Raw genomic sequence first — 26679 nt, 5'->3', positions numbered from 1 at the left:
TTGCCGGGGAACACTGCCGAAAAAGCAGCGCAGGGAGCAAAACGTCCGGCGCTGAGAGGAAAAAAGAGGATCGTAAGTGAAAGATAGAACCAAGAATACCCCGCAGGTGCTGCTGCGCCGTGCGCTGCTGGTGCTGCTGGATGCAGCCATTGTGGCATTCAGCTTTTATTTTGCCTTGCTGCTGCGGGCAGACGGTGCCGTAGAGGCCGTGTGGTGGCCCCACAACCGCGCCCTGTTGTACGAAAATCTGCCGTGGATCGTGGCGGCGTATATCGTCAGTTTTCTGGCGGGCGGGCTGTACTCGGTGCTGTGGAAGTACGCCGGCGAGCGGGATCTGATCCGTCTTGCCGGGATGATCGCCGTGCCTACTGCCGTGGTGTATGTGGTGAACCGCTGTCTTATCCACGGTGTGCTGTTCAATTCTGCAAACTGCATGGCCTCGGTGCTCATCTTTTTGTTCGTCGGCGGCAGCCGCTTGGCATGGCGGCTGTTTTTGAACCACCCGCTGGGCGAGCGGCTGCGCAAAGTGCCCGCCAAGGACCCCAACCGCCCGGTGATGATCGTGGGCGCGGGCGAAGCCGGTGCGTGGGCCATCAACGTGTGCAAATCCAACAAGGAATACGGCCACGCCGTGGTGGCGGTGGACGATGACCCCGCAAAGCTGAACCAGACCATCCACGGCGTACCGGTGAAGGGCACGCTGGAGGACATCCCGGAGCTGTGCAAGCGCTACGGCATCCACAGCATCATCATTGCCATCCCTACCTTAAAGGGCAGCAAGCTGAGCCATGTCATCGACCTGTGCGTCAGCACCCACTGCGCGGTACAGGTGCTCAGCGACCCGCAGCTGGTGGGCAGCGGTGCACCCCAGCAGGAGGTGTTCCGCGAGCTGAACCCCGCCGATTTCCTCTCCCGTGAGGAGGTCACGCTGGATACCGACAAAATTTCCGGCTACCTTACCGGCAAAACGGTGCTGGTAACGGGAGGCGGCGGCTCCATCGGCAGTGAGCTGTGCCGTCAGGTCATGCGCTTCAAGCCCGGAAAGCTGCTCATCTTTGATATCTACGAAAACTGCGCCTACGAGCTGCAGATGGAACTGCAGCAGAAGTACGGACGCGATATCCCGGTCACGGTGTTGATCGGCTCTATCCGGGATAAAAAGCGTCTGGACGAGGTTTTTGATACCTACCACCCCACGGTGGTGTTCCATGCGGCGGCGCACAAGCACGTTCCGCTGATGGAGGTAAGCCCCGCCGAGGCCGTAAAAAATAACGTACTGGGCACCAAAAACCTGCTGGTCAGCGCCAGCGAGCACGGGGTGGAGCGCTTTGTGCAGCTTTCCACCGATAAGGCCGTGAACCCCACCAGCGTCATGGGCTGCACCAAGCGCATCTGCGAGATGCTCATCCAGACCTTTGCGGGCAACACGGACATGAAGTGCGTGGCGGTGCGGTTCGGCAACGTGCTGGGCAGCCACGGCAGCGTTATCCCGCTGTTTGAAGCCCAGATCAAAAAGGGCGGGCCGGTCACCCTGACCGACCCCAACATCGTGCGCTATTTTATGACCATTCCGGAGGCAGCCCAGCTGGTGCTGCAGGCGGGCGCATTGGCAGAGAGCGGCAACATCTATGTGCTGGACATGGGCGAGCCGGTGCGTATTATGGATCTTGCCAAGCAGCTCATCCGCTTTTACGGCTACGAGCCGGGCGTGAATATGGAGATCAAGATCGTGGGTCTGCGCCCCGGCGAAAAGCTTTACGAAGAGCTGATGATGGACGAGGAGCAGGACAAGATGCGCCGCACCCAGCACAACAAGATCTTTGTGGCAAGCCCCCGCACCATTGATCTGGCCGAGTTTTACGGGCAGCTGCAGGCGCTGGAAGCCGCTGCTGCCCACAACGATGAGGGCGTGGTGCGCCAGCTGGCGGCCATGATCCCCACCTTTACCCCCACCCGGGAGAACCTGAAACTGTAACAGCTTGAACTGCGGCACTGGGCCGCATGGAATAGACCGCAGACCGGAACATGCCGGGCTGCGCAAAACGAGAGGGATGTTATTATGGAAAAGAAACCGTTTCTGACCGAGGCGATGGCACAGCAGATCATTGAGGACGTGCCCACGCCGTTCCACGTCTATGACGAGAAGGGCATCCGGGAGAATGTCCGCCGCATCAACAAGGCCTTCAGCTGGAACAAGGGATTCAAGGAATACTTTGCGGTCAAGGCACTGCCCAACCCCGTTATCCTGCAGATCCTCAAGGAGGAGGGCTGCGGCGTGGACTGCTCCTCCCTGACCGAGCTGATGCTCAGCGAGGCTTGCGGCTTTACCGGCCACGAGATCATGTTCTCCTCCAACCAGACCCCTGTGGAGGATATGCAGAAGGCCTACGAGCTGGGCGCCTACATCAATCTGGACGACGCCACTATGGTGGAGTTTCTGGAGCGGGTGGCCGGTGTGCCGCAGGAGATCTTCTGCCGCTATAACCCCGGCGGAACCTTCCAGCTGGGCGAGAGCGAAGAGGGCTTTCAGGTCATGGACAAGCCCGGCGATGCCAAGTACGGCATGACCGAGCAGCAGATGATCGACAGCTACAAAAAGCTGATGCAGAAGGGCGCAAAGCAGTTCGGCATCCATGCCTTCCTTGCCTCCAACACCATCTCGGACGCCTACTACCCGGAGCTGGCAGCCATCCTGTTCCGTCTGGCTGTCCGGGTGCAGCAGGCTACCGGTGCGCACATCAGCTACATCAACCTGTCCGGCGGCGTGGGCATCCCTTACCGCCCGGAGCAGACCGAGAACGACATCATGGCCATCGGTGAGGGCGTGCGCCAGAAGTTTGAGGAGATCCTTGTGCCTGCCGGTATGGGCGATGTGGCCATCTTCAGCGAGATGGGCCGCTTTACCACCGGCCCCTACGGCGCACTGGTGTCCACCGTCATCCACGAAAAGCACATCTATAAGGAGTACATCGGTCTGGACGCCTGCGCCGCAAACCTGATGCGCCCCGCCATGTACGGCGCTTACCACCACATCACCGTGCTGGGCAAGGAGAACGAGCCCTGCGACCACAAGTACGACGTGGTGGGTGGCCTGTGCGAGAACAATGACAAGTTTGCCATCGACCGGATGCTGCCCAAGATCGACATCGGGGATATCCTTTACATCCATGATACAGGTGCCCACGGCTCTGCTATGGGCTACAACTACAACGGCAAGCTGCACTGCGCCGAGGTGCTGCTGTGCGAGGACGGCTCTCACCGGCTGATCCGCCGCGCCCAGACCCCCCGCGATTACTTTGCAACGCTGGACTTTTTGCCCTTTATGAAGCCCCTGTTTGAGGACTGATTCTGATAAAAACGAGGTGTGACCCATGTTTTTTGGTTTTCAGCTTACCCTTGGCCTGATGATGGCCTTTTACGGTTTTTCGGTGATGAAAAATCCCCGCGTGTGGGGCGATCAGGGGCGCAGGGCGGTCAAGGCCGAAAACTTCGAGGAATACTGCCGCCAGAACGGCCAGTTCTTTTTAAAGGCAGGCTGCGTTGTGGCGGTGATCGGTGCACTGGATGCCCTGATCACGCTGGATGCCCTGCTGTACGCTCTGCTGTACATTTTTGGCTTGACCTTTGCTTTCTATCCGCTTACCCGCTGGTGCAAGCAGAACGAGGGCTTTTCCTGGCCGTGGCCCCACGTCCAGAGCGAGAAAAAGCGCATTAAAGAACTGCGCCGCGAACAGCAGGCACAGGAGAACGAGGAAAAAGGGGAGAAGTGATCCCCCGGATAAAGCATAAATAGCAAAAGAACAGCTCCCGGTCATGCCGCTTAACGTGACCGGGAGCTGTTTTACTGCTTGTGGAGAAGCGGGCGCTTACTCGGCGTCCTTCGGGTCAGTCATCAGCTCCTTGATGCTGGGCACAACGCCGCCCAGATTCTGCAGCTCGGAGGGAATGATGATCTTGGTGGCCTTGCCGTTGGCAACCTTCGCCAGCGCCTCAAGGCTGCGGATGGCCAGCACCTTGTCGCTGGGCATAGCCTCGTTCAGCAGACGGATGGCGTCGGCGTTGGCTTTCTGCACGGCCAGAATGGCCTGTGCCTCACCCTCAGCCTCCAGAATGCGCTGCTGCTTCACGGCATCGGCGCGCAGGATAGCGGCCTCCTTTTCGCCCTCGGCGGCGGTGATGGCGGCCTGCTTTTCACCGTCTGCCTTCAGGATGACGGCGCGCTTCTCGCGCTCAGCCTTCATCTGCTTTTCCATGGCTTCCTGAATTTCCCGCGGCGGGATGATGTTCTTCACCTCCACGCGGTTCACCTTGATGCCCCACTTGTCGGTGGCTTCGTCAAGGATGGCGGTAATCTTGCCGTTGATGACGTCGCGGCTGGTCAGGGTGTGGTCCAGCTCCATCTCACCGATGATGTTGCGCAGGGTGGTGGCAGAAAGGCTCTCAATGGCGGCAATGGGCTGGTTGACACCGTAGGTGTACAGTTTTGCGTCCATGACCTGAAAGAACACCACGGTGTCGATCTGCATGGTCACGTTATCGCGGGTGATCACGGGCTGAGGGGGAAAGTCTGCCACCTGCTCCTTCAGGCTTACCTTTTTGGCAATGCGCTCAATAAAGGGGATCTTGACGTGCAGGCCGGCAGACCATGTATCGGAGTAGCTGCCCAGCCGCTCGATGACATATACCTTGGACTGCGGTACGATGACGATGTTGGAAACAATGACCAGCACCAAAACAAAAACAAGCGCAAGGATGACAAAAAACAGGATCATAATACATCTCCTTTGTCAGGTGGTTGTGTGGCGGTTGCGGCTTTCGGTCAGAACAGGCTCTACGATGAGCAGGGTGCTGTGGATCTCGGTAACGCGGCAGAGCGCACCGGGCCCAAGGGTGTCGCCGGGGGTGGCGCAGCGGGCGTTCCAGTCCACGCCGTCCAGCCGCACCCGGCCGGGGACTTCGGCGGTGACAGGGGAAAGCACGATGGCTTCCCGTCCCAGATTGCGGTCGCCGTTGGTGGCGGTGTGCTTGAGCCGTAGCTTTGCCGCCAGCGGGCGGAAGGCTGCAAGGCACAGGATGCTTACCACCAGAAAGACCACCGCCTGCACCCGGAACGACCCGGTGAACACGCAGCACAGCAATGCGGCGGCAGAGCCGATGGCAAACCAGATGGAGGTCATATTAAAGGTACTGGCCTCCAGTGCCAGAAAGCCCACGGCTGCAGCCAGCCAGAGAATGGGGGAGATCTGCATGGTATGTTACCTCCTTATGCTGCTATTATACGGCATCCCCTTGGGGGAAGGTCAAGGGCTTTTTGCTGGAACGTTGCACAGAAAACAAAATATAGACAAAAATAGAAAAAAAGCCTGTAAATCACTGCGTCCCACCCTGTGAAAAAAGTAAGTCGGGAAGCTCCGCAGAGTTTCCCGACTTACAAATAAAGAATCGAATTCCGCTGTGGATGCTCAGAGCGCAAGCGGAGAGCATTCAAATCGTTACAGCCCCGCAGGCGTCACTGGATATCGTAGTAGCTGTGGTTGGGGTTATGGCCGTTTTCCTCCACCACGATGGTAAAGCCCATGGGGTTTACCTCGGTGTGCTTGCCGGAAGCCAGCGGCTCCACGATGATGTGCTCAGAACGGTTCACGATGATCTCCGCAGTCTCGGTCTTACCGATGCGCTGGTAGTGCAGAATGCCGCCCTCAGCCCGCAGCACCCGAAGCTCGCCGGTGCGGAAGGCTTCGCAGCTGTGGCGCAGCTGCGCCAGCTGTGCCAGCACCGGGCGCAGCCGCTCCTCGTGGCTGTCCCAGCAGAAGAAGGCGCGGTTGAAGGGGTCGCGGTAGCCCTGCATGCCAATCTCATCGCCGTAGTACAGGCAGGGTACGCCGGGCAGGGTGTAGATGATGGCATACGCCATGCGCAGGCGCAGCATCCCTTCCTCGTAGGCTTCGCCGGTCACGCTGCGGCCGCTCTGCCACTCCCGGCCGCGTCCGTTGGCAGGCTCGTCCGCGATCACAGTCAGGGCGCGCTCGGTGTCGTGGGTGGACAGGAAATTCAGCGCCGTGTTGATGGCCGGGGCAGGGTAGTGCTCGCAGATGGAAAGAATCTCGTTAGCGGCCTGCTGGGCGGGCTTGCCCTTGACAAAATCCAGCACGGAGTTCTTGAAGGGGTAGTTCATCACGCTGTCCAGCCCCTTGCCCAGCAGGTAGGTGCGGCGGTGGTCAAAGCCGAACTTGGTTGTGGCGTCCTCCCACACCTCGCCCAGCAAAAACTTCTCCGGGCTTACCCGCTTAACGGCGGTGCGGATCTTTTCAATGAACTCGTCCGGCAGCTCGTCGGCCACATCCAGCCGGAAACCGGCAGCGCCCCGGCGCAGCCATGTGTCGATGACGCCGCCCTCGCCGGTGATGAACTCCACAAAGGAGGGGGTCTCCTCGTTGACCTCCGGCAGGGTCTCGAAACCCCACCAGCTGCGGTAGCCGCCCTTGTACTTGGGGTCAAAGTCGTACCAACTGCGGTAGGGGGAGTTGGGGTCGCGGTAAGCGCCGCCCTCGCCGTAGCGTCCCTCGCGGTTGAAGTACCGGCTGTCGGAGCCGGTGTGGCTGAACACACCGTCCAGCACGATGCCGATGCCGTACTTGGCGGCCTCGCGGCAGAGCACCTCAAACTCTTCGTTGGTGCCCAGCAGCGGGTCCACGTTCAGGTAGTCGGCGGTGTTGTAGCGGTGGTTGGAGTGCGCCTCAAAGATGGGGTTCAGGTACAGGTAATCCACGCCCATCTCCCGCAGGTAGGGAAGCTTGATGCGGATGCCCTCCAGATCACCGCCGAAGTAGTCCTCGTTCAGGTGGCCGCCGGTCTCGTTGGGCTGCCAGAAGGGCTCGGCGTGCTTGTCGGCCTGATACAGCCGGTCCGGGAAGGGCATAGGCTTGTTCTCAATGCCCTCACAGAACCGGTCCGGGAAGATCTGGTAGAACACCTTGCCCTTGATGCACTCCGGCGTCTGGAAATCCGGCTCGTAGACCGTGATCTGCCAGCTTTCGCCCTCCTGCCAGCTGACTACGCCGCAGTTGTCGGCTCCGCGCACGATGCGGCGGAAGTCGGTATACAGATCAAAATAATAGAAGTATAAGCCCGGGTCGCCCAGCACAACATCCACCGAAAAGTGGTTCTGGTGGGGTGTCTGACCGTCAAATTTCATGCGGTAGTGCACGGGCACATCGTATTTGCCCTCCTTTTGCAGCACAAGGTGCGGGTCCACATAGCCCAGCTCCTCGGGGATGCACAGGGACAGGTGCACGGTCTGCCCGGCGCGCACGGCACCAAAGGGCTGCTTAAAGTAGGGGTCGTAGCTGTTGAACAGACAAGACAAAAAAGATCGTCCTTTCTCAAAAAAGCCCCGGCGGGCGAAATGCCACCGGGGCTTTGCGGTTTTACAGGGGAAAATTACTTGCCCATGGGCACGGGGGAAGCGTACCAGATATCGCGGGCGTAGTCCAGCACGGCGCGGTCTGCGCTGAAGATGCCGCTGTTGGCAATGTTCTTCAGGCTCATGCGGGCCCAAGTCTCGCGGTCAGCATACAGCTTCTGCAGGTCGGCCTGTGCACGGCGGTAGTCCTTGAAGTCGGCCATGACCATGTACGGGTCGCTGCTGCGCAGGTTCTCGGTGACCTCGTGGAAGTTCTCGCCGTTCCAGCCGCGCTCCAGGAAGTTCAGGGCGCTGTTGGCAACGTCGTCGCCCATGATAAAGGCGTTGGGGTGGTAGCCCACATGCTTCAGGTTGTTCACCTCAGGGGTCAGCATACCGAAGATCAGCTCGTTCTCCTTGCCGGCAGCATCGGCGATCTCCACGTTTGCGCCGTCCAGCGTGCCCAGCGTGATGGCGCCGTTCAGCATGAACTTCATGTTGCCGGTACCGGAAGCCTCGGTGCCTGCCAGAGAAATCTGCTCAGAGACCTCGGCAGCGGGCATCAGGTGCTCGCTCAGGGAGACGCAGTACTCCTCCAGATAGACCACGCGCAGCTTCTCGCGCACGGCGGGGTCGTTGTTGATCAGATCGCCCAGCTTGCAGATCATGCGGATCATCTGCTTTGCCATGTAGTAGCCGGGAGCAGCCTTTGCGCCGAAGATGTAGGTCTTGGGGATGAAGTCGGCGTTGGGGTTCTCCTTCAGGTACAGGTACTGTGCGGCGATGTTCAGCGCATTCAGGTGCTGGCGCTTGTACTCGTGCATACGCTTGACCTGGCAGTCAAAGATGGAATTGGGGTCGATGACCTGACCGGTGCTCTTAGCCAGATAGCTTGCAAAGTCCTTCTTGTTGGCCAGCTTGATCTCATTCAGCTTCTTCAGCACGGTCTTGTCATCGGCGTACTTGTTCAGCTTGGTCAGATCAGAAGCATCGTGCTTGTAGCCGTCGCCGATGGTCTCGTCCAGCAGCTTGCACAGGCCGGGGTTGGAAGCCAGCAGCCAGCGGCGGTATGCAATGCCGTTGGTCACGTTCTTGAAGGCGTTGGGCTTGAACAGGTAGTAATCGTGGAAAACGCTCTCCTTGATGATCTCGCTGTGCAGCTTGGAAACGCCGTTGATGCTGTTGGCGGTGTAGGCGCAGATGTTGGCCATGCGCACCTGATTGTCGCCGATCAGTGCCATGTAGTCGATCTTGCCCTGATCGCCGGGGAAGGCCTTTGCCAGCTCCTCGCGGGCGCGGCGGTCCATCTCCACCACGATCTGGTAGATGCGGGGCAGGGTCATCTTGAAGATGTCCACGTTCCACTTCTCCAGAGCCTCGGCCATAACGGTGTGGTTGGTGTAGGAGAACACCCTCTGGCAGATGCTGAAGGCCTTGTCCCAGTCAAAGCCGCACTCGTCCAGCAGGATGCGCATCATCTCGGGGATGGCCAGCGTGGGGTGGGTGTCGTTCAGCTGGATGGCGACCTTGTCGGGCAGGTTCTCCAGCGTGGCGTAGCTGGACAGGTGGTTTTGCACGATATCGCCGATAGAAGCAGCGGACAGGAAGTACTGCTGACGCAGGCGCAGGATCTTGCCCTCAACGTGGTTATCGTTGGGGTACAGCACCTTGGAAATGAGCTCAGCGTTGGCGTTCTTGCTCATAGCGGTGTTGTAGTTGCCCAGAGAGAAGCTGGACATATCAAAGTCCGGGGCCTTTGCCTGCCACAGGCGCAGCTTTGCAACGCCCTTTCCATCGTAGCCCTGCACATACATATCGGAGGGGATGGCCATGACGCTGTTGTAGTTGGTGTGCTGGATGTAGTGGAAGCCGTTGTCCCAGTTCTCGTGGATCTCGCCGTCAAAGCGGATCTCCACGGCCTGATCCGGGTGGCTCTTCAGCCACACCTGACCGCCGGGCAGCCAGTTGTCGGCGCGCTCCTGCTGCCAGCCGTCCACGATCTTCTGCTTGAAGATGCCGTACTCGTACAGGATGGAGTAGCCGGTGCCGCAGATATCGGTGGTGGCCATGCCGTCCAGATAGCAGGCAGCCAGACGGCCCAAGCCGCCGTTGCCCAGGCCTGCATCGGGCTCTTCCTCAAAAATGCTGTCCAGATTGATATCGGCGTCAGCCAGTGCCTTCTTGGCAACCTCGTCCAGACCCAGATTGAACAGGCTCATCTTCAGACTGCGGCCCATCAAAAACTCCATGCAGAGGTAGTAGACCTGCTTGGTGCCGGTGCCGATGGCTTTGGACTGGAACTTTTTGTGGTTCTCGCTCATCATCTGACGGCAAATCAGAGCCAGAGAACGGTAGATCTGCTGGTTGGAGGCAACATTCAGCTCCACACCGTACTCATTGGTGAGCTTGTCCTGAAGAATTTTGCCAAATTCTTTTGATGTCATAGTGTGCTCCTATCCGCATAAGCGTTTGCTTTGCTAAAATAATTGAGTAGATAATAGCAGCAGAAACGTTCCCTCTTTCGCCCGGCTGCCAACATAACAAAGTTATTATAATATGAACGATTTGCAAATGCAAGGAACTAGGCGCTTTTTTTCCGTAACTGCTATTTTTTCAGGCCACTTTCTGATAAATATGCCGAAATTTCAAAAATTACACTTTTTCTTGCGGCGTATTTATATTATAATAGAAGATAGAACTGAGCCGCGAAACGTTTTTCGGGGAGTAATTCCGGCAGTAATGGGGCGGGAAACTCCATCGAAACGTTTTCGAACACCGAAACGTTACCGGGAACGGTGCCAAATTCCGGCAAAAAGGCAAAAAACAGAACAAACGGCCTTGCGCCGCACAGATACAGGATAAAAAAGGGGAAAACACCATGGTAAACAAGGTAAGGGTCAACATCGCGGGCACACCGTATGCCATCGCCACCACAGATTCGGAAAAGTACATCCTCGGGCTTGCAAAAAAGCTGGACGAGGACATCACAAAGCTGCTGGACACCAACGATAACCTCTCGGTGACCAAGGCGGCGGTGTTCTGCGCGATGGATTATCTGGACGAATACCGCAAGAGCACCGGCAGCGCAGAGAATATGCGCAGCCAGATCCAGGACTACATTGCAGATGCAGCCCGGGCAAAGCTGGCCGAGGACAAGGCACTGGCGGAAAACGCCGTGCTGCGCCGGGAGGCTGCTGCCCTGCGGGAGCAGCTTGCCAAGGAGCGCCAGCGCGAGACCCGCCGGGAGGAGCGCGCCGCCCGCGCTGCGGCAGAGACTGCACAGGAGCAGCCCGCCCCGGAAGCCCCGGCGGAAGAGAGTACGCAGACGGACGAGACCAATTGAATGTACCTTATATAAATAGAAGTCAGAAGGAGAACTATGGCAAGGATCGAGATCTTAGCCCCGGTGGGCAGTGAAGAAATGCTCCGCGCTGCGGTGTTCAGCGGCGCAGACGCGGTATATCTGGGCTTTTCGGGTTTCAACGCCCGCACGGGTGCCGGCAACTTTGACGCAGATAGTCTAAAGGAGGCCGTGCGCTTCTGCCACGCCCGGGGCGTGGCGGTGCACGTTGCGCTGAATACGACTGTGTATGGCACCGAACTGTCGGCGCTGGAACAGGCTATCCGGGCGGTAGCAGCCAGCGGTGCGGATGCAGTCATCTGTCAGGATCTGGCGGTGGCTACCTTAATTGGTAAAATCGCCCCGCAGCTGCCCCGGCACGGCTCTACCCAGATGAGCGTCCACACCCTGCAAGGCGCACTGGAACTGAAGGAGCTGGGCTTTACCCGGGTGGTGCTGGCGCGTGAGCTGAGCCTGCCCGAGGTGGAGCATATCACAAAGCGCTGCGGCATCGAGACCGAGTGCTTCATTCACGGTGCGCTGTGCATGAGCGTGAGCGGCCAGTGCTATATGTCCGCCTTTCTGGGCGGGCGCAGCGGCAATCGCGGCTCCTGTGCGGGTCCCTGCCGCCTGCCCTTTGAAGCCAACGCCCTGCCGGAGGGCAAGCCCGGGCGGCTGCACCACCTCTCCCTCAAGGATAACTCCGCCATCGACAAGTTGGACAAGCTGCAGGCGCTTGGCGTAGCATCGGCAAAAATCGAAGGCCGTCTGCGCACACCGGAGTATGTGGCGGCGGCGGTCAGCGCCTGTCTGGCGGGCCGCGAGGGCCGCGCCTACGACCGCGACCTGCTGAAGAACGCCTTCAGCCGCTCCGGTTTCACCTCCGGCTATCTGGATGGAAAAATCGACGGCACCATGTTCGGTGTGCGCAGCGAAGCCGATGCTGAGCTGACCAAAAAGACCCTGCCCATGCTGCGCGAGCTTTACCGCCGCGAACGCTCCCGCGTGCCGGTGCAGATGAAACTGGAAATCGAGGAGGGCGGCGAAAAGCTGACCGTTGCCGATGCCGATGGCAACAAGGCCTTTGCCTATGGGGATGCCGAGCCGCAGCCTGCCCGCACCGACCCTACCGAGAGTCTGAACCGCAGCTTGGCAAAGACCGGCGGCACTCCCTTTACGGCAGAGAAGATCACCGTGGAAATGGACGGCGGGCCGTGGTTCATCCCCGGCAGTGCCGTGAACGAGCTGCGCCGGGAAGCACTGGATGCCCTGCTCAAAAAACGGGAGGTGCAGCGTCCCTGGCCTACCACCGAGGAGCACGTCGCCGCCCTGCCGCAGCGCACCCTGCCGCCCCGTCGCACCCTGCGCGCCCGGTTTGAGCGCTGGGAGCAGGTGCCGGAGCGGGCGCTTGACGGGGTGGAGTACCTCATTCTGCCCATTGCGCAGGCCGACCGTGTGCCCCGGGAGTGGCGGGCGAAAACCCTTCTGGAGCTGCCCCGGGTCATGTTCGGTGCGCTGGAGCAGGACACCGCCCGCCGCATCGCAGCCACGCAGGATGCGGGCTTTGCCGGGTACGAGGTCAGCAACATCGCCCACCTGCGGCTGTGCCGTGGCTTGCCTATGGCCGGCGGCTTCGGGCTGAACATCACCAACAACGTAGCGGCGCAGTTCTATGCAGAGCAGGGGCTTTCCAGCCTGCTCATCCTGCCGGAGGTGAAAGACAGCGATATTGCGTCCATTGCGCCCGCCCGGAACGGTAAGCCTGTGCCCACCGGCGTGATGGTCTACGGCCACATGCCGCTGATGCTCACCCGCGCTTGCCCGCTGCAAAATATCCACGACTGCGCTCACTGCGATAAGACCGGCGTGCTGACCGACCGCAAGGCCAAAAAGTTCCCGGTGCGGTGCGGCCTTGGGGTGCGCACCATCTATAACCCGGTGCCCATCTATATGGGCGATAAGCCCGGCGCACTGACGGTGGACTACGGCGTGGCCTACTTTACGCTGGAATCCCGCGAGGAGGCGGCGCAGATTCTGGACAGCATCCGCACCCACGCCCCCTTTGAGGGCGATTTTACCCGCGGCCTGTATTTTAAAGGTACGAACTAACAAAAAACGAAACGAGGTCATACGATGGAACCCATCACTGTAAAATATAAGGTACTGGATGCCCGGGCAAAGGTGCCCGCCTATGCCACCCCCGGCGCAGCTGCCGCCGACCTGTGCGCTGTGCTGGATGCACCGCTGACCGTTGCCCCCATGCAGCGGGTGCTGGTGCCCACCGGCCTTGCCATCGAGCTGCCGGGTGCCCATAGTGTGGCGCTGGTGTACGCCCGCAGCGGCCTGTCCATCAAGCACGGCCTGTGCATGGCAAACGGCGTGGGCGTGGTGGACAGCGACTATCGCGGCGAGCTGAAGGTGCCCATGGTCAATCTGGGAGCCGAGGCTTATACCATCCAGCCCGGCGAGCGGGTGGCGCAGCTGTGCATCGCTCCGGTATACACCGCCGCCTTTGTGCCCGCCGAGGAGCTGGGCGACACCCAGCGCGGCGTGGGCGGCTTTGGCTCTACCGGAAAATAATGAAAAATACAGATAAAATATATTGCCCGGTTTGTAGCAGAGCACTTGTTGAAGAATATGATATTTGCCCGATCTGCGGTTGGGAGAATGATCCAAATCAGCTATGGAAGCCGGATTTATCGGGCGGCGCAAATATAATGAGCTTAAATCAGGCAAGAAAGGCTTATAGCATGAAGTCCAATCTTATTTTAGCTTCCGGCAGCCCCCGCAGACGGGAACTGCTCTCCCTGTATACCACTGATTTCACCGTCTGCGTCAGCGATTTTGACGAGAGTGCTGTTACCGCTCCCACCCCGGCGCAGCTGGTGGAGCAGCTGGCTATCGGTAAGTGTCTCACGGTGGCAAAGCAGCACCCGGATGCCGTGGTCATCGGCTGCGACACGGTGGTGGATGTGGACGGCACCGTGTTCGGCAAGCCCCACGACGCAGAGGACGCCAAGCGGATGCTGCGCGCCCTCTCCGGCAAGACCCATCAGGTGCACACCGGTGTGTGCATTGCAAAAGGGGACAGGACAGAGCATTTTGTGGACAGCTGCAAGGTGACCTTTTTCCCGCTGGGGGAGGAGGAGATCGCGTTCTACACCGCCACCCCGGAACCCTACGATAAGGCCGGTGCCTACGCCATTCAGGGGCGCGCAGCCCTGTGGCTGGACCGCATCGAGGGCGACTACTACACCATTATGGGGCTGCCGGTCAGCCGCACCGTACAGCTGCTGGCGCATTTTTTGTGAGAAAAATGGAAAAATGATAGAAAACTTGCCGAAACGCTTGAGAAATGAAGCGCTTGCGGCTATAATAGAACCGTGTTATTCTGCGCAGGAGGGTCTGTTTGCAGCAGACTATCCGGCATTCTGGGATAGATTTAAGGAACGATCGTAAGGAGATTTGGAACAATGAGTTTTCTGTCAAAGGACGTTGGCATTGATCTGGGTACTGCCAATACTCTGGTCTACATGAAGGGCAAGGGCATCATCATGCGCGAGCCCTCGGTCGTGGCGGTGGATACCAAGACCGACGAGGTGCGCTGCGTGGGCGGCGAGGCAAAGGCTGTCATCGGCCGTACCCCCGGCAGCATCGTGGCAGTGCGTCCCCTGAAGGACGGCGTCATCGCCGATTTCGACATCACTGCAAATATGCTGGAAAACTTCCTCAAAAAGGCCTGCGGCAACAGCATGTTCTCCCGTCCCCGGGTGGTCATCTGCATTCCCTCCGGCGTTACCGAGGTGGAGCGCCGCGCAGTGCGCGAGGCTACCCTGAAGGCCGGTGCCCGTCAGGTGTCTGTCATTGAGGAGCCCATGGCTGCTGCCATCGGCGCAGGCCTGCCCATCAGCGAGCCTACCGGCAGCATGATCGTGGATATCGGCGGCGGCACGGCCGAGATCGCCGTCATCTCTCTGGGCGGCATCGTGGCCTCCCGTAGCGTGCGCATGGCCGGTGATATGTTCGATCAGGCCATCATCGCCTTCATCAAGCGCAAGTACAACCTGCTCATCGGTGAGCGTACCGCAGAGCAGATCAAGATCGAGATCGGCTCTGCCTATGTGCTGGACCCGGAGCTGACCATGGAGATCAAGGGCCGCAACCTTGTGGACGGCCTGCCCAAGAACATCGTGGTGCACTCTGAGGATGTGCGCGGCGCGCTGCTGGAGTGTCTGGTCAAGATCACCACTGCCATCAAGGAGACGCTGGAGCGCACCCCGCCGGAACTGAGCGCAGATATCATTGACCGCGGCATCACCCTGACCGGTGGCGGCGCTCTGCTGCGCGGCCTGGATCAGCTGATCCAGAGCGAGACCGGCATTGATGTGCATATTGCGGAGGACCCGCTGGACTGCGTGGCCAAGGGTGCCGGTGCGGTGCTGGATCATGTGGATGTGCTGCACGATGTGCTGGACACCGATGGAGGACATATGTAAGAGCGGCTCTCTGCGGAGAGAGTTGCTTAAAATGCGGAAAAGTTTCAGACACAGCAGCTGTGCGTTTTTCCGCTGCAAACACTGCATCTTGCGCGGATGGCACGGCTGTCCGCGCTTTTTTCATGCAAAAGCCTGCGGTAGGACGCGGGCATCCCGACAGGAGGGAAGGACCCTTTGAAAGATTTTTTTGATACCTGGAAATTCAAGATCCTTGTGGCCGTGGCGGTATTTCTGGTGGGCATCATGGCCTACGCCGGTGCCAACGGCCGCCTGACCGCCGCCCCGCAGGAGCTGCTGGGCGTGATCCTGACCCCTTTCCAGAAGGCGGCGGCTGTGGTCAGCGGCGGCGTGGGTGCGGTGTGGGAAAAATACACCAGCATCGACGAGGTCATGGAGCAGAACGAGCAGCTGGAAGCGGAAAACGCTGAGCTGCGCCAGCAGATGGTGGACTACGACCGCCTCAAGGCCGAAAACGAAGCCTACAAGGCGCTGGCTAATATTCAGAAAAAGAACAGCAACGCTACCTATGTGTCCGGCTTTGTCATTGGACGCGACCCGCTGGATGAGTTCGGCGGTTTCACATTGGACAAGGGCACCGCAGACGGTGTGGCGGTGAACAATGCTGTTATCAGTGACCGGGGCTATCTGCTGGGTATGGTGGTGGAAGCCGACCCGACCAGCTGCAAGGTGATGACCATCCTGCACCCCAGCTTCAATGCGGCGGGCGTGGTCTCCCGCACCCGGGAAAACGGCATCCTGAACGGCAACACCACCTATGCAGCGGACGGTCTGTGCACCCTGACCAATCTGGAGCGCAGCACCGAGACCCGCGCGGGCGATCAGGTCATTACCACCGGTCTGGGCGGGGTGTTCCCGCCGGATCTGCTGGTGGGCACGGTGCAGGACGTGGTGCCGGAAGCCAGCGGCAAATCCTCCATTGCGGTGGTGCGCCCCGGTGCCGATCCCCGCACCGCCAAGCATGTTTTTATCATTACTGCGTACTAAGGAGGGCACACTGCTATGGAATCTCGCCGCAAGCGCAGCCGCAGCCAGCTGCTGAAGTGGGGCTGCTATGTGCTGGCGCTGTTTGTGTGCGCCGCTTTGCAGACCACGCCCGGGCTGTTCCAGCTGGGGGAGGCAAAGCCACTGCTGGTGTTGCCGCTGTGTCTGGCGGTGGCAGTATTTGAAGGAGAGTTTGCCGGAGCACTGCTGGGCACGGTAGGCGGCCTTTTGTGGGACTACGCCGCCGGGCGCACGGTGGGTATGCTGGCGCTGGAACTGCTGCTGCTCTGCTTTGGGGTATCGGTGCTGGTGCAGCTGTATTTGCAGGTGAACCCCGGCAACTTTGCCGCCGTAAGCGCTATGACGGCGCTGCTGGTGCTCTCGCTGGACTGGCTGTTTTTCTACTATATGCCGGGTTATACCGGCGCTGCGCTGCGGTATGTTGCCTTTGTACTGCCCAGTGCGGTGCTGACCATCCCGGCGGCGCTGCTGGCTTTCTGGCTGGTGCAGCGCATCCATGACGGGTTTGGGATCGACAACGGTGTGGCCTGACCCGTAAAAGGAGAACCAGATGAACGAAAATGAACGCAAGGTCGTGGTGCGGCGGATGCTGCTGCTCATCGCAGTGGCCTGCATCATCATGGGGTTGTATACCTTCCGGCTGATCTTTTTGCAGCTGGTCAATGGGGACAGCTTCAAGGCAAAAGCCACCAACACCACGGATTATAAGTTCACGGTCACCGCCGCGCGCGGCAATATCGTGGACAGCACCGGCAAGCGCATCGCCACCACCAGCACCGGCTATAATGTGGTGCTGAACAAGCTGCAGATGGGGGATCAGAATCTGGACACCATGCTGCAGCAGATCGTGGAGCTTTTGCGCCAGAACGATGAAAAATGGCTGGATACCCTGCTCATCAGCGAGCCGGATGCCGCCGGGAACTATACCTTTACGGACAGCGCCGACAGCACCAGCGACCAGAAAACGCTGGCAGACATGAAGGAGACGCTGGGCTTGCAGCAGTACGCCACCGCCAACGATGTGATGGAGATGCTGGTGGAGAAAAACCAGCTGGAAAGTTTTTCTCTGCCGTGGCAGCGGGTGCTGGCGGGCATCCATTACGAGATGGACCGACAGGCCTTTTCCAACGTGAACAACTTCATCATGGCGGAAAATGTCAGTCAGGTGACGGTGGCTACCATCAAGGAGCATTCCCTCACTTTGCCGGGCGTGGAGATCGTGGAGACCAGCACCCGCAGCTATGAGCAGGGGGATATCCTCCCCGCTGTGTTGGGGCGCGTGGGCAAGATCACCGCCGAAAAGTGGAAGGTGACCGACGAAAACGGTCAGGTGACCTATCCGCTCAAGGAAAAAGGCTATAACATGAACGATGTGATCGGCATCTCCGGCCTGGAGTCCGTGTACGAGGACGAACTGCGCGGCAAGGACGGCGTGGAGACCATCACCCGCAATTCGGACGGTGTGATCGTGGATACCAAGATCACCACCGTGCCGGAGCCGGGACATACCGTGCAGCTGACCATCAACAGCGACTTTCAGCGTGCGGTGGACAAGGCTTTTGCCAACAACATTGATATGATCAACCGGGTGTACAACACCGGCGATATGAAGGCCGCCGCCGGTGCTGCGGTGGTGCTGGATGTGAAGGACGGCAGCGTGCTGGCGGCCTCCAACTACCCCAGCTTTGACCAGAACCTGTATGCTACCAACTATTCCGAGTACAGCGCCGACCCCAGTCTGCCCCTGTTCAACCGGGCGCTGCAGGGCTTGTATACCCCCGGCTCCACCTTTAAACCGGCGGTGGCGGTAGCGGCGCTGGACAGCGGCCTGATCAACCAGTACTCCACCGTCAACTGCACCGGCGTGTACACCTATTATAAGGATTACCACCCCCGCTGCACCCGCCACGGCCACAGCGGCAACATTGATGTGGTCACCGCCATCAAGTGGAGCTGCAACATCTTCTTCTACGATGTGGGACGCCGCCTGACCAGTGACGTCTACGATGCCTACGCCTACAAGCTGGGTCTTGGCCAGCGCACCGGCGTGGAGGTGAACGAGGCCGTGGGACGTCTGACCAAAAAGACGGATAAAAACTACACCTCATCGCTGGATATTCAGGCCGCTATCGGGCAGGGCAACACGGTGGTAAGCCCCATCCAGCTGGCTACCTACGCCGCCACGCTGGCCAATAACGGCGTGCGCTATCGCACCCACTTTGTCAAGGCGATTCTGGATACCAACACCGGCGAGGTGCTCAGCGAGACCCAGCCGGAGGTGATGGATATCATCGAGGGCAACGGCAACACCTTTGATCTTGTGCGGCAGGGCATGACACTGGTGCCCAGCACCATCAGCGGTAAGATCTCCGGCTACCCCATTGCCATCGCCTGCAAGACCGGCACCCCCCAGCGCAGCGAGACCTACGCTTCGGGCAAGCACTACCTGAACGCTATGATGATCGCCTACCTCCCGGCAGACGACCCGGAGATCGCCATCGGCATCACGGTAGAGTACGGCGGCTACGGCGCCCGTACCGGCGATCTGGTGGTGGATATCGCCAACGCCTACTTTGCCATGAAGGACGGCACGCTGAAGGTTGACCCCTATGTGGACCCGCGCACCGTGGCGCAGGAGGATGCCGCAGCATCGGATACCGCTGCCCAGACCGCCCCGGATGCTGCGAATGATGCACAGACCGATGCCACAGCCGCGGAGCCGCAGCAGACGACTGCCCCCGCAGGGGTGACTGAGGAAGAAAACAACGATGCAATGCTTGCGCAGTAAAGCGCAGCTGCGTGCAAAGTGCTGAACTTGAACGAAAATTTGAATATTGTGTCCAAAAACCTGTTGTAAATGAGTTGTGTTTGTGATATCATGTATAACAAAGGAAAATTCTCAAGCGTTTTATATACAAATGTTTCAATAGAGGAGAGATCTAGAGATGACGATTGCCCTGATCGCGCATGACTCCAAAAAGGAGCTGATGGTTCAGTTCTGCACGGCGTACTGCCGTATTCTGAGCCAGCATAAATTGGTGGCGACCGGCACGACCGGCAAAATGATTTCCGAGGCCACCGGCCTGCAGGTACAGCGCTTTTTGGCCGGGGTGCAGGGCGGCGACCAGCAGATCGCGTCCCGCATTGCCTGCAACGAGATCGACCTGCTGCTGTTTTTCCGCGACCCCATCAATGCAAAGCCCAGCGAGCCGAATGAGATGACCTTGCTGCGCCTGTGCGATGTGCACAACATCCCCATGGCCACCAACATCGCCACCGCCGAGGTGCTGATCCATGGCCTTGAGCGCGGAGATCTGGACTGGCGCGATATCGTGCACCCGCAAAACTAAGATGTGCAAAAAAGAAGCGCTGCATCGTACAGATGCGGCGCTTCTTTTTGTGTAGAAAGCGGTTGGCTCAGACCGTTCCGTTCACTTTAAAATCCTGTGCCATCTCCTGCACGTCGGCGGCGGTAAACTCGCCCAAGGGCAGCAGCAACCGGGCAAGGGTGTCCTGCGGCAGCGCCGCCAGCGCGGCGCTCTCGTCCAGTGCGGTGTCCACAGCGGGGCAGACCGCGTGCACGCCGTCGCTGCCCAACTCCACCCGGGCGTGGTGCCCGGTGGCAATGTACTGGATGCCCAGCTTGTCGGCAGCGGTCAGCAGGGCGGCAAACCGGGCGTCGTTGCCGCTGCCCAGTACCGCGGCGGGCTGGTCTGCCAGTGCCTCCGCCTTGAGCACGATGCACTCGATGCCAAGAGCCTCAGCAGCCTGCCGTGCGGCTGCTGCCCATGCGTTCTGTTCAGCATCCAGCTGCACCACAGCCCCGACTACACCAAAGCCCTGCTGCTGCAAAATGCGTACCACAACGCCGCAATCTACGGTGCCGTCCATGCTGACAAGCACCTTGTCCTGTGTTTCATAGGTGTCGAACCCGTTGCCGGGCAAAAATGCGTCGCTCATGTTCCTTGCCTCCCGCCATGTGCTTTGCTTTGTGCTACGGCCAGCTGGTCGCAGCGTTCGTTTTCCGGGTGGCCTGCATGGCCCTTTACCCAGACGTAGGTGATCTTGTGCCGTGCCTCCTGCTCCAACGCCTGTGCCCATAAGTCCGGGTTCAGGGCAGGGGAGCCGTCGGCTTTTTTCCAGCCCCGGCGCTTCCAGCCCTTGGCCCAGCCCTTTTCCAGCCCGTTGATCACATACTGGCTGTCAGAGCACAGCCGCACCGCGCAGGGCTCCTTGAGCTGGCGCAGCGCCTCGATAAAGGCTGTCAGCTCCATGCGGTTGTTGGTGGTGCTGGCGTCGCCGCCGCTCAGTTCCTTTTCGTACACCTTGCCGTCAAAGCGGTAGCGCAGCACCGCACCCCAGCCGCCCGGGCCGGGATTGCCGCTGCAAGCGCCATCTGTGTACACCTCTACCTGTTTCATGGGGTTCTCCTTATAGAATAGAATACCTTTATTTAGCGCTATTTTGCCTGGGATGTCAAGAGCCAATGTATACGCCGGCCCGGTTTTGCCAAACCTTGGAATTGACAAAACCGGTGCGAGATACTATACTTAGCGTAACAAAATGCGTATAGGGGTGCACCAAAGGCGTGCGCCCGGCTGTTCCGGCAGAAACGCCATGGTCGCATCGAACAGATGGACTTACCTGGCCAAGAATCTCTTGCGGAACCAACAGCGCTGCTGCAAAAAGCACGCTGAACGATAAATTCTATACGATGCATCAACCGGAAGCCGATGCAGTTTCAGGTGCTTCCCCTGTGCAAGATGCGGCTGCTCTCCCCGGCGGGGCGCGGTCTGGTTTGCAATTGAATCTGGAGGTAAAGAATGGCTCAAACAAAAGAAAATAACCCCGCACCCCGCGCAAAAGCCCCGGCAGCGCCCAAGGCAGCCGCCGCAAACGGCACTGCTCCCGCAGGGGAAAAGCGTACCCGTCCCACTACCCGCCGTCCCTACTATAACCGCCGCCCGCGCCGTGCGCAGCAGCCCAAGGAGGCGGCGACCCCCATCCATATCTACCCGCTGGGCGGTCTGGGCGAGGTCGGCAAGAACATGACCGTCTACGAGTGCAACGGCGACATGATTATCGTGGACTGCGGCTTGGTGTTCCCGGACAGCGAGATGTTCGGCGTGGACATGGTCATCCCGGACTTCACCTTTGTGGTGCAGAACAAGGACAAGATCAAGGGCCTGCTCATCACCCACGGTCACGAGGATCACATTGGCAGCATTCCCTATCTGCTGCAAAAGATCAGCCTGCCGGTGTACGGCACCCGCCTGACCTGCGGCCTGATCAAGAATAAGCTGGAGGAGTTCGGCCTTGCCGGCAAGACCAAGTTTGTGGAGATCGTGCCCCGGCAGAAGATCAAGCTGGGCTGCTTTACCGTGGAACCTATCCATGTGAACCACTCTATCCCGGATGCCGTGGCCTTTGCCATCGACAGCCCCGCTGGTACCATCATCCAGACCGGCGACTTTAAAATTGATTACACCCCGCTGGCCTGCGGCGTGACCGACCTGTCCACCCTGTCCGAGTACGGGCAGCGCGGTGTGCTGGCCTTGCTGAGCGACTCCACCAACGCGGAGCGCCCGGGCTTTACCGCTACCGAGCAGAAGGTGGCCGCCGGTGTGCGCAGCCTGTTTGCCCGCGCCCGCAATAAGCGCATTATCATTGCAACCTTTGCGTCCAACATCTACCGTGTGCAGCAGATCATTGATCTGGCCGTGGAGGATGGCCGCAAGGTGGCCTTCAGTGGCCGCAGCATGGTCAACAACACCGCCATGGCGCAGGAGCTGGGCTATATGCACATCCCGGAGGGCACTCTGATCAGCGTGGACGAGCTGAACCAGTACCCGCCGGAGCAGGTGGTGCTGGTGACCACCGGCAGTCAGGGCGAGCCCCTGAGCGCGCTGAGCCGCATGGCCTCCTGCAGCCACCGTCAGGTGCGGGTAGGCCCCGGTGACTTCATCATCATCTCCGCCAACCCCATCCCCGGCAACGAAAAGAGCGTGACCAAAATCGTCAACGGTCTGCTGCTGCTGGGCGCAGAGGTCATCTACGAGAGCATGTATGATGTGCACGTTTCCGGTCACGCCTGTCAGGAGGAGCAGAAGCTGATGCTCACCCTGACCAAACCCAAGTACTTCCTGCCCGTGCACGGCGAGTATAAGCAGCTGAAAAAGCACGCCCTCACCGCTGCAAGTCTGGGCATCCCCACCAGCAATATCCTCATTGCGGAAAACGGCTCCAACGTCATCCTCTCGCAGGACGAGATGAAGCTGGGCGAGCCGGTGACCGCCGGTGCCGTCATGGTGGACGGCCTTGGCGTGGGCGATGTGGGCAACGTGGTGCTGCGGGACCGCAAGCACCTCTCCGAGGATGGCCTTGTCATCATCGTGGCTACTGTGGACAGCAAGACCGGCAAGGTGCTTGCCGGACCGGATCTGGTAAGCCGGGGCTTTGTGTATGTGCGCGAGAACGAGAGCCTGATGGACGGTGCCCAGAGCATTGTGGAAAATGCACTGGAGCGCTGTGTGGATGAGCACGTCCGGGATTGGAACAGCGTAAAGACCCGTGTGCGTGAGGCACTGAGCAGCTATATCTACCGGCGCACCAAGCGCAGCCCGATGATCCTGCCGATCCTGATGGAGGTCTGATCCGGGCGCACCGCAAAGCGGTGCAGCGTCTGAGGAGGCAAAAAACCAATGAAACGTAAACCAAGATGGACACTGGAAATGCTCACGGCCAGTCTGGCGGTGCTGTGCGGCCTCTTGCTGCTGGTGCTGCTGGTGCAGCGCCCTACGGCATGGCCGCTGCTGGCCGTGCTGGTGGTGCTGTGGGGCATAGGGGCAGCCTTGTTCCGCTGCAAGCTGCGCAGCTGGGTGGTGCGCTGGACAAGCGGCACCACGTTTGAAAAATCCAAGGTGCAGTTCAGTCTGGAGCCCCTTTCCCAGCCTGCGGCGCTGCTTTCCGGCGAGACGGTGCTGTGGTACAACAGCCAGTTCCGCACCCGTCTGCTGGGCGGGCAGGATGTGCTGGCCAGCCGGGTGCAGAAGCTGCTGCCCGGGCTGGATCTGCAGCTGTGCCGCAAGCGTGAGGGGCAGCTGCTGACCCTTGCCGACGGCTACTGGAGCGTGCACAGCTCCACCGTGCCCGGCGAAGCCGAAAGCATGACCCTGCTGGTGCTGAACGAGGAGACCGAGCTGCGCCGCATTGAGGCAGAGTATAAGGCCAGCCGTCCGGGGTATCTTGCCTTTCAGCTGGACGGTTACGATGATGTGTTCGGGGATCTGATGGACAGCGAGCGCGCCCGCCTGCTGGAGGGCGTCAACCGCATTCTGGAGGATATGATCGGGCGCGGCAGCGGCTTTCTGCGCCGGGTAGGCAGCGGCGGCCGCTACATCGCAGTGGTGGAGGAGCGCCAGCTGGAGCAGTTCGCCAACCGCGGCTACGATGTGCTGGATAAGATCCGCGCACTGGACCCCGGCGTGAGCCTTTCGATGTCCATTGGTATCGGACGCGGTGCACGCACCCTGCGGGAAGCGCAGGATATGGCCGAGCACGCGTTGGACATGGCGCAGGGACGCGGCGGCGATCAGGCCGCTGAGATGACGCTGGATGGCTTTACCTTCTACGGAGGCGTGAGCCATGGTGTGGAAAAGCGCAGCAAGGTGCGCAGCCGCCTTGTGGCCGACCAGCTGGTCAAGCTGATCAAGGAAGCCGACCATGTGGTCATCATGGGTCACCGCATGAGCGATCTGGATGCTATCGGCGCAGCCGAGGGCGTGCTGCGCATTTGCAAAATATGCGATGTGCCGGCGGTCATCGCCGTCCGGCGGGACGCCACGCTGGCTGCCAGCCTGATCGATGCGCTGTGCAAGGCGGGGCAGAAGGATGACTTCATTGATCCCAAGGACGCCCTGCCCATCATTTCTAAGCGTACCCTGTGTATCGTGGTGGATACATATCAGGTGGGCCTTGTGGAAAGCAAGGACATTCTGGAAAAATGCGGCAAGGTTGCTGTCATCGACCACCACCGCAAAGGTGTGGGCTACATTGAGAACCCGGCGCTGGTCTGCCACGAGCCCTATTCTTCCTCGGCCAGCGAGCTGGTCACCGAGCTGTTGCAGTATGTGGGCGAGCGGGACGACAAGCCCAACCGCGTGGAAGCCGAAGGTCTGCTTGCTGGTATCCTGTTGGATACGCAGGACTTTACCCTGCACACCGGTGTGCGCACCTTTGAAGCCGCAGCTGCCCTGCGCCGCTACGGCGCAGAGACCGAGCGGGTGCGCAGGCTGTTCGATGTGACCATGGTGGAGTACAATGCCAAGGCCGATCTGGTGGAAAAGGCGCAGATGTACAAAAACTGTGCCATCTCCATTGGCGGCGAGGTCGCCCCGGAAGCCCGGGTCGCCATTGCGCAGGCCGCCAACGACCTGCTGCGCATTCAGGGCGTGGACGCCAGCTTTGTGGCAGTGCAGGTGGGCAACGGGGTCAACGTCTCTGCCCGCAGCATGGGTGCCGTGAATGTGCAGGTGATCATGGAGTCGCTGGGCGGCGGCGGTCATCAGACCATGGCAGCAGCCCAGTTAAAGCATATCACCCCGCAGGCGGCACGTAGCCGCATTCAGGATGCTATCGACCAATATTATCTCTCCCAGAAAAAGACTACGCCGGAAGCACGACCGGCAAAAGGGGAATAAAACATGAAACAGTACGATTATCTCATCGTTGGTGCCGGTCTGTTCGGTGCCGTGTTTGCCCACGAGGCCAAAAAGGCAGGCAAAAAGTGTCTGGTCATCGATAAGCGCGACCATATCGCGGGCAACATCTACACCGAGAATGTGGAGGGCATCAATGTGCACCGCTACGGCGCGCATATCTTCCACACCAACAACAAGGCCGTGTGGCAGTATGTGAACCGGTTTGCAGAGTTCAACCGCTACACCAACAGCCCGGTGGCCAACTACCATGGTCAGATCTACAACCTGCCCTTCAACATGAACACCTTCAACAAGATGTGGGGTGTTGTGACCCCTGCCGAAGCCAAGGCCAAGATCGAAGAGCAGAAGGCTGCTGCGGGCATCACCGACCCGCAGAACCTGGAAGAGCAGGCCATCAGCCTTGTGGGCACCGATATCTACGAAAAGCTCATCAAGGGCTACACCGGCAAGCAGTGGGGACGTCCCTGCACCGAGCTGCCCGCCTTTATCATCAAGCGCCTGCCGGTGCGCTTTACCTACGACGACAACTACTTCAACGCCCTGTATCAGGGCATCCCCAATGGCGGCTACACCGCCATGGTGGAAAAGATGCTGGCTGATACCGAGGTGCGCCTGAACGTGGATTATCTGGCCGACAAGGCTGCGCTGGACGCACTGGCTGAGAAGGTGGTCTACACCGGCCCGGTGGATGCCTACTTTGGCTACCGTCTGGGTGCGCTGCAGTACCGCAGCGTCCGCTTTGAGACCGAGGTGCTGGACACCGACAACTATCAGGGCAACGCGGTGGTCAACTACACCGATGCCGAGACCCCCTATACCCGCATCATCGAGCACAAGCATTTCGAGTTCGGCACCCAGCCCAAGACCGTTATCAGCCGGGAGTATAGCGCCGAGTGGAAAAAAGGTGACGAGCCCTACTATCCCGTCAACGACGAGAAGAACGGCGCCCTGTATGCACAATACAAGGCGCTGGCCGATGCCGAGCCGGGCGTGATCTTCGGCGGCCGTCTGGGCGAGTACAAGTACTACGATATGGATAAGGTCATCGAGGTAGCGCTGGACGTGGCCGCAAAGGAGCTGGCGTAAATGCCCCGCTTCCTCTTGCCCAAAAACGACAAATGCGCTATACTATTACCATAAGACTGCACCGGTTTTCCGGTGAGAAGTGAGGGATACTATCATGAAAGTGATTCTGAAGCAGGATATCAAGGGCATCGGCAAGAAGGACGAGATCCACGAGGTCTCCGACGGCTACGCCCGCAACTACCTGTTCCCGCGCAAGCTGGCCGCTGTGGCGGATGCCAGCGCTGTGAACATGGCGCGCGGCAAGGAGGCTGCAGCCGATTTCCACGAAGCTGAGAACGTGGCAGCCGCCAAGGCTCTGGCTGCTAAGATCGAAGGCAAGACCGTGGCCATCAAGGCCAAGGGCGGCGCATCCGGCCGTCTGCACGGCAAGGTGACCGGCAAGGAAGTTGCCGAAGCACTGGCTGCGCTGGCAGGTGCACCCATCGACAAAAAGAAGATCGAGCTGGAGACCAAGGACATCAAGGATGCCGGCGTGTTCAACGGCAAGGTTCGTCTGTACGTTGGCGTCGTGGCTTCCTTCAAGATCCAGGTGGAAGTGGAACAGGCCTGATCTGTGTGCCGTTTGCGCCCCCTCACAGCAGGGGGCGCTTTTTGGCTTTACAGGATGCTTTG

At 59.7% G+C, this 26679-nt stretch carries 22 protein-coding genes and 1 pseudogene; 17 read left to right on the top strand and 6 right to left on the bottom strand.

Translation table 11 applies throughout. The annotated features are described in order from the left end of the window. Positions 1-76 precede the first annotated feature (76 nt). The 3 genes from MTP39_RS08820 (at position 77) to MTP39_RS08810 (ending at position 3770) form a co-directional block, all read left to right on the top strand. On the top strand, positions 77-1975 hold the full coding sequence (locus MTP39_RS08820) for a polysaccharide biosynthesis protein (RefSeq protein WP_249240244.1): 1899 nt from the start codon (positions 77-79) through the stop codon (positions 1973-1975). Positions 1976-2059: 84 nt separating this feature from the next. Continuing rightward, a complete protein-coding gene (locus MTP39_RS08815) occupies positions 2060-3346 on the top strand; it encodes a diaminopimelate decarboxylase (protein ID WP_249240243.1) in 1287 nt (428 codons plus the stop codon). Between the two features lie 25 nt (positions 3347-3371). After that, positions 3372-3770: a hypothetical protein gene (locus MTP39_RS08810; RefSeq protein WP_249240242.1), complete on the top strand. Its 399-nt coding sequence runs from the start codon at positions 3372-3374 to the stop codon at positions 3768-3770. A 96-nt stretch (positions 3771-3866) separates the two neighbouring features. Here MTP39_RS08810 and MTP39_RS08805 read toward each other — a convergent pair whose 3' ends face one another. The 4 genes from MTP39_RS08805 to MTP39_RS08790 all read right to left on the bottom strand — a co-directional run bounded on the left by MTP39_RS08805 (position 3867) and on the right by MTP39_RS08790 (position 9846). Further along, positions 3867-4772: an SPFH domain-containing protein gene (locus MTP39_RS08805; protein ID WP_249240241.1), complete on the bottom strand. Its 906-nt coding sequence runs from the start codon at positions 4770-4772 to the stop codon at positions 3867-3869. A 15-nt stretch (positions 4773-4787) separates the two neighbouring features. Next, entirely contained in the window at positions 4788-5249 is a 462-nt protein-coding gene (locus MTP39_RS08800; RefSeq protein WP_249240240.1) for an NfeD family protein, read from the bottom strand. 260 nt (positions 5250-5509) lie between these two features. After that, on the bottom strand, positions 5510-7366 hold the full coding sequence (locus tag MTP39_RS08795; protein ID WP_249240239.1) for a glycoside hydrolase family 13 protein: 1857 nt from the start codon (positions 7364-7366) through the stop codon (positions 5510-5512). A 74-nt stretch (positions 7367-7440) separates the two neighbouring features. Next, complete coding sequence (locus MTP39_RS08790; protein WP_249240238.1) at positions 7441-9846, bottom strand: glycogen/starch/alpha-glucan phosphorylase; 2406 nt, start codon at positions 9844-9846, stop codon at positions 7441-7443. A 434-nt stretch (positions 9847-10280) separates the two neighbouring features. On the opposite strand from MTP39_RS08790, the gene MTP39_RS08785 reads away from it, so the two are divergent. From MTP39_RS08785 to mgsA, 10 genes and pseudogenes are all read left to right on the top strand, one after another. Continuing rightward, entirely contained in the window at positions 10281-10745 is a 465-nt protein-coding gene (locus tag MTP39_RS08785) for a cell division protein ZapA (RefSeq protein ID WP_249240237.1), read from the top strand. A gap of 36 nt (positions 10746-10781) precedes the next feature. Continuing rightward, positions 10782-12851 (top strand): U32 family peptidase, encoded by a 2070-nt coding sequence (locus MTP39_RS08780; protein WP_249240236.1) that lies wholly within the window; start codon positions 10782-10784, stop codon positions 12849-12851. Positions 12852-12875: 24 nt separating this feature from the next. Continuing rightward, positions 12876-13322, top strand: coding sequence for a dUTP diphosphatase (gene dut / locus MTP39_RS08775; RefSeq protein ID WP_005923491.1), 447 nt, complete (start codon positions 12876-12878; stop codon positions 13320-13322). Continuing rightward, positions 13322-13480 (top strand): annotated as a pseudogene (locus tag MTP39_RS14100) (CPCC family cysteine-rich protein); the annotation flags it as partial. The gene dut and the pseudogene MTP39_RS14100, both read left to right, overlap by 1 nt. Before the next feature lie 12 nt (positions 13481-13492). Continuing rightward, complete coding sequence (locus tag MTP39_RS08770) at positions 13493-14053, top strand: Maf family protein (protein WP_249240235.1); 561 nt, start codon at positions 13493-13495, stop codon at positions 14051-14053. A 162-nt stretch (positions 14054-14215) separates the two neighbouring features. Next, the gene (locus MTP39_RS08765) at positions 14216-15238 is read left to right on the top strand and encodes a rod shape-determining protein (RefSeq protein WP_112090338.1); all 1023 of its coding nucleotides are present in this window, start codon (positions 14216-14218) and stop codon (positions 15236-15238) included. A gap of 174 nt (positions 15239-15412) precedes the next feature. Continuing rightward, positions 15413-16243, top strand: a complete 831-nt coding sequence (mreC, locus tag MTP39_RS08760; protein ID WP_249240234.1) for a rod shape-determining protein MreC — start codon at positions 15413-15415, stop codon at positions 16241-16243. A gap of 15 nt (positions 16244-16258) precedes the next feature. Further along, on the top strand, positions 16259-16792 hold the full coding sequence (gene mreD / locus MTP39_RS08755) for a rod shape-determining protein MreD (RefSeq protein ID WP_249240233.1): 534 nt from the start codon (positions 16259-16261) through the stop codon (positions 16790-16792). 19 nt (positions 16793-16811) lie between these two features. Next, positions 16812-19049 (top strand): peptidoglycan D,D-transpeptidase FtsI family protein, encoded by a 2238-nt coding sequence (locus MTP39_RS08750; RefSeq protein ID WP_249240232.1) that lies wholly within the window; start codon positions 16812-16814, stop codon positions 19047-19049. A gap of 157 nt (positions 19050-19206) precedes the next feature. Continuing rightward, positions 19207-19611, top strand: a complete 405-nt coding sequence (gene mgsA / locus MTP39_RS08745; RefSeq protein ID WP_236131205.1) for a methylglyoxal synthase — start codon at positions 19207-19209, stop codon at positions 19609-19611. Between the two features lie 67 nt (positions 19612-19678). On the opposite strand, the gene MTP39_RS08740 is transcribed toward mgsA, so the two are convergent. Both MTP39_RS08740 and rnhA read right to left on the bottom strand, forming a co-directional pair. After that, positions 19679-20221 carry an ATP-binding protein gene (locus MTP39_RS08740; protein ID WP_249240231.1) on the bottom strand — a complete coding sequence of 181 codons (543 nt, stop codon included), beginning with the start codon at positions 20219-20221 and terminating at the stop codon, positions 19679-19681. Then, entirely contained in the window at positions 20218-20682 is a 465-nt protein-coding gene (gene rnhA / locus MTP39_RS08735; RefSeq protein ID WP_249240230.1) for a ribonuclease HI, read from the bottom strand. The genes MTP39_RS08740 and rnhA overlap by 4 nt, the downstream gene beginning before the upstream one ends. A 402-nt stretch (positions 20683-21084) precedes the next feature. Here rnhA and MTP39_RS08730 point away from each other — a divergent pair, with 402 nt between their 5' ends. The 4 genes from MTP39_RS08730 (at position 21085) to rplI (ending at position 26617) form a co-directional block, all read left to right on the top strand. After that, the gene (locus MTP39_RS08730) at positions 21085-22914 is read left to right on the top strand and encodes a ribonuclease J (RefSeq protein ID WP_217297107.1); all 1830 of its coding nucleotides are present in this window, start codon (positions 21085-21087) and stop codon (positions 22912-22914) included. A gap of 48 nt (positions 22915-22962) precedes the next feature. Beyond that, positions 22963-24960, top strand: a complete 1998-nt coding sequence (locus tag MTP39_RS08725; RefSeq protein ID WP_249240229.1) for a DHH family phosphoesterase — start codon at positions 22963-22965, stop codon at positions 24958-24960. Positions 24961-24963: 3 nt separating this feature from the next. Then, positions 24964-26067: a UDP-galactopyranose mutase gene (gene glf, locus MTP39_RS08720; RefSeq protein ID WP_249240228.1), complete on the top strand. Its 1104-nt coding sequence runs from the start codon at positions 24964-24966 to the stop codon at positions 26065-26067. A gap of 94 nt (positions 26068-26161) precedes the next feature. Beyond that, a complete protein-coding gene (gene rplI, locus MTP39_RS08715) occupies positions 26162-26617 on the top strand; it encodes a 50S ribosomal protein L9 (protein WP_249240227.1) in 456 nt (151 codons plus the stop codon). The last annotated feature ends 62 nt before the right edge of the window (positions 26618-26679 follow it).

Origin of the sequence: Faecalibacterium sp. I3-3-33 (assembly GCF_023347295.1) — a bacterium.
Taxonomy (GTDB): Bacteria; Bacillota; Clostridia; order Oscillospirales; family Ruminococcaceae; genus Faecalibacterium.
The sequence above is the reverse complement of the archived record's forward strand: the minus strand, read 5'-3'. Positions and strand labels throughout refer to the sequence as shown.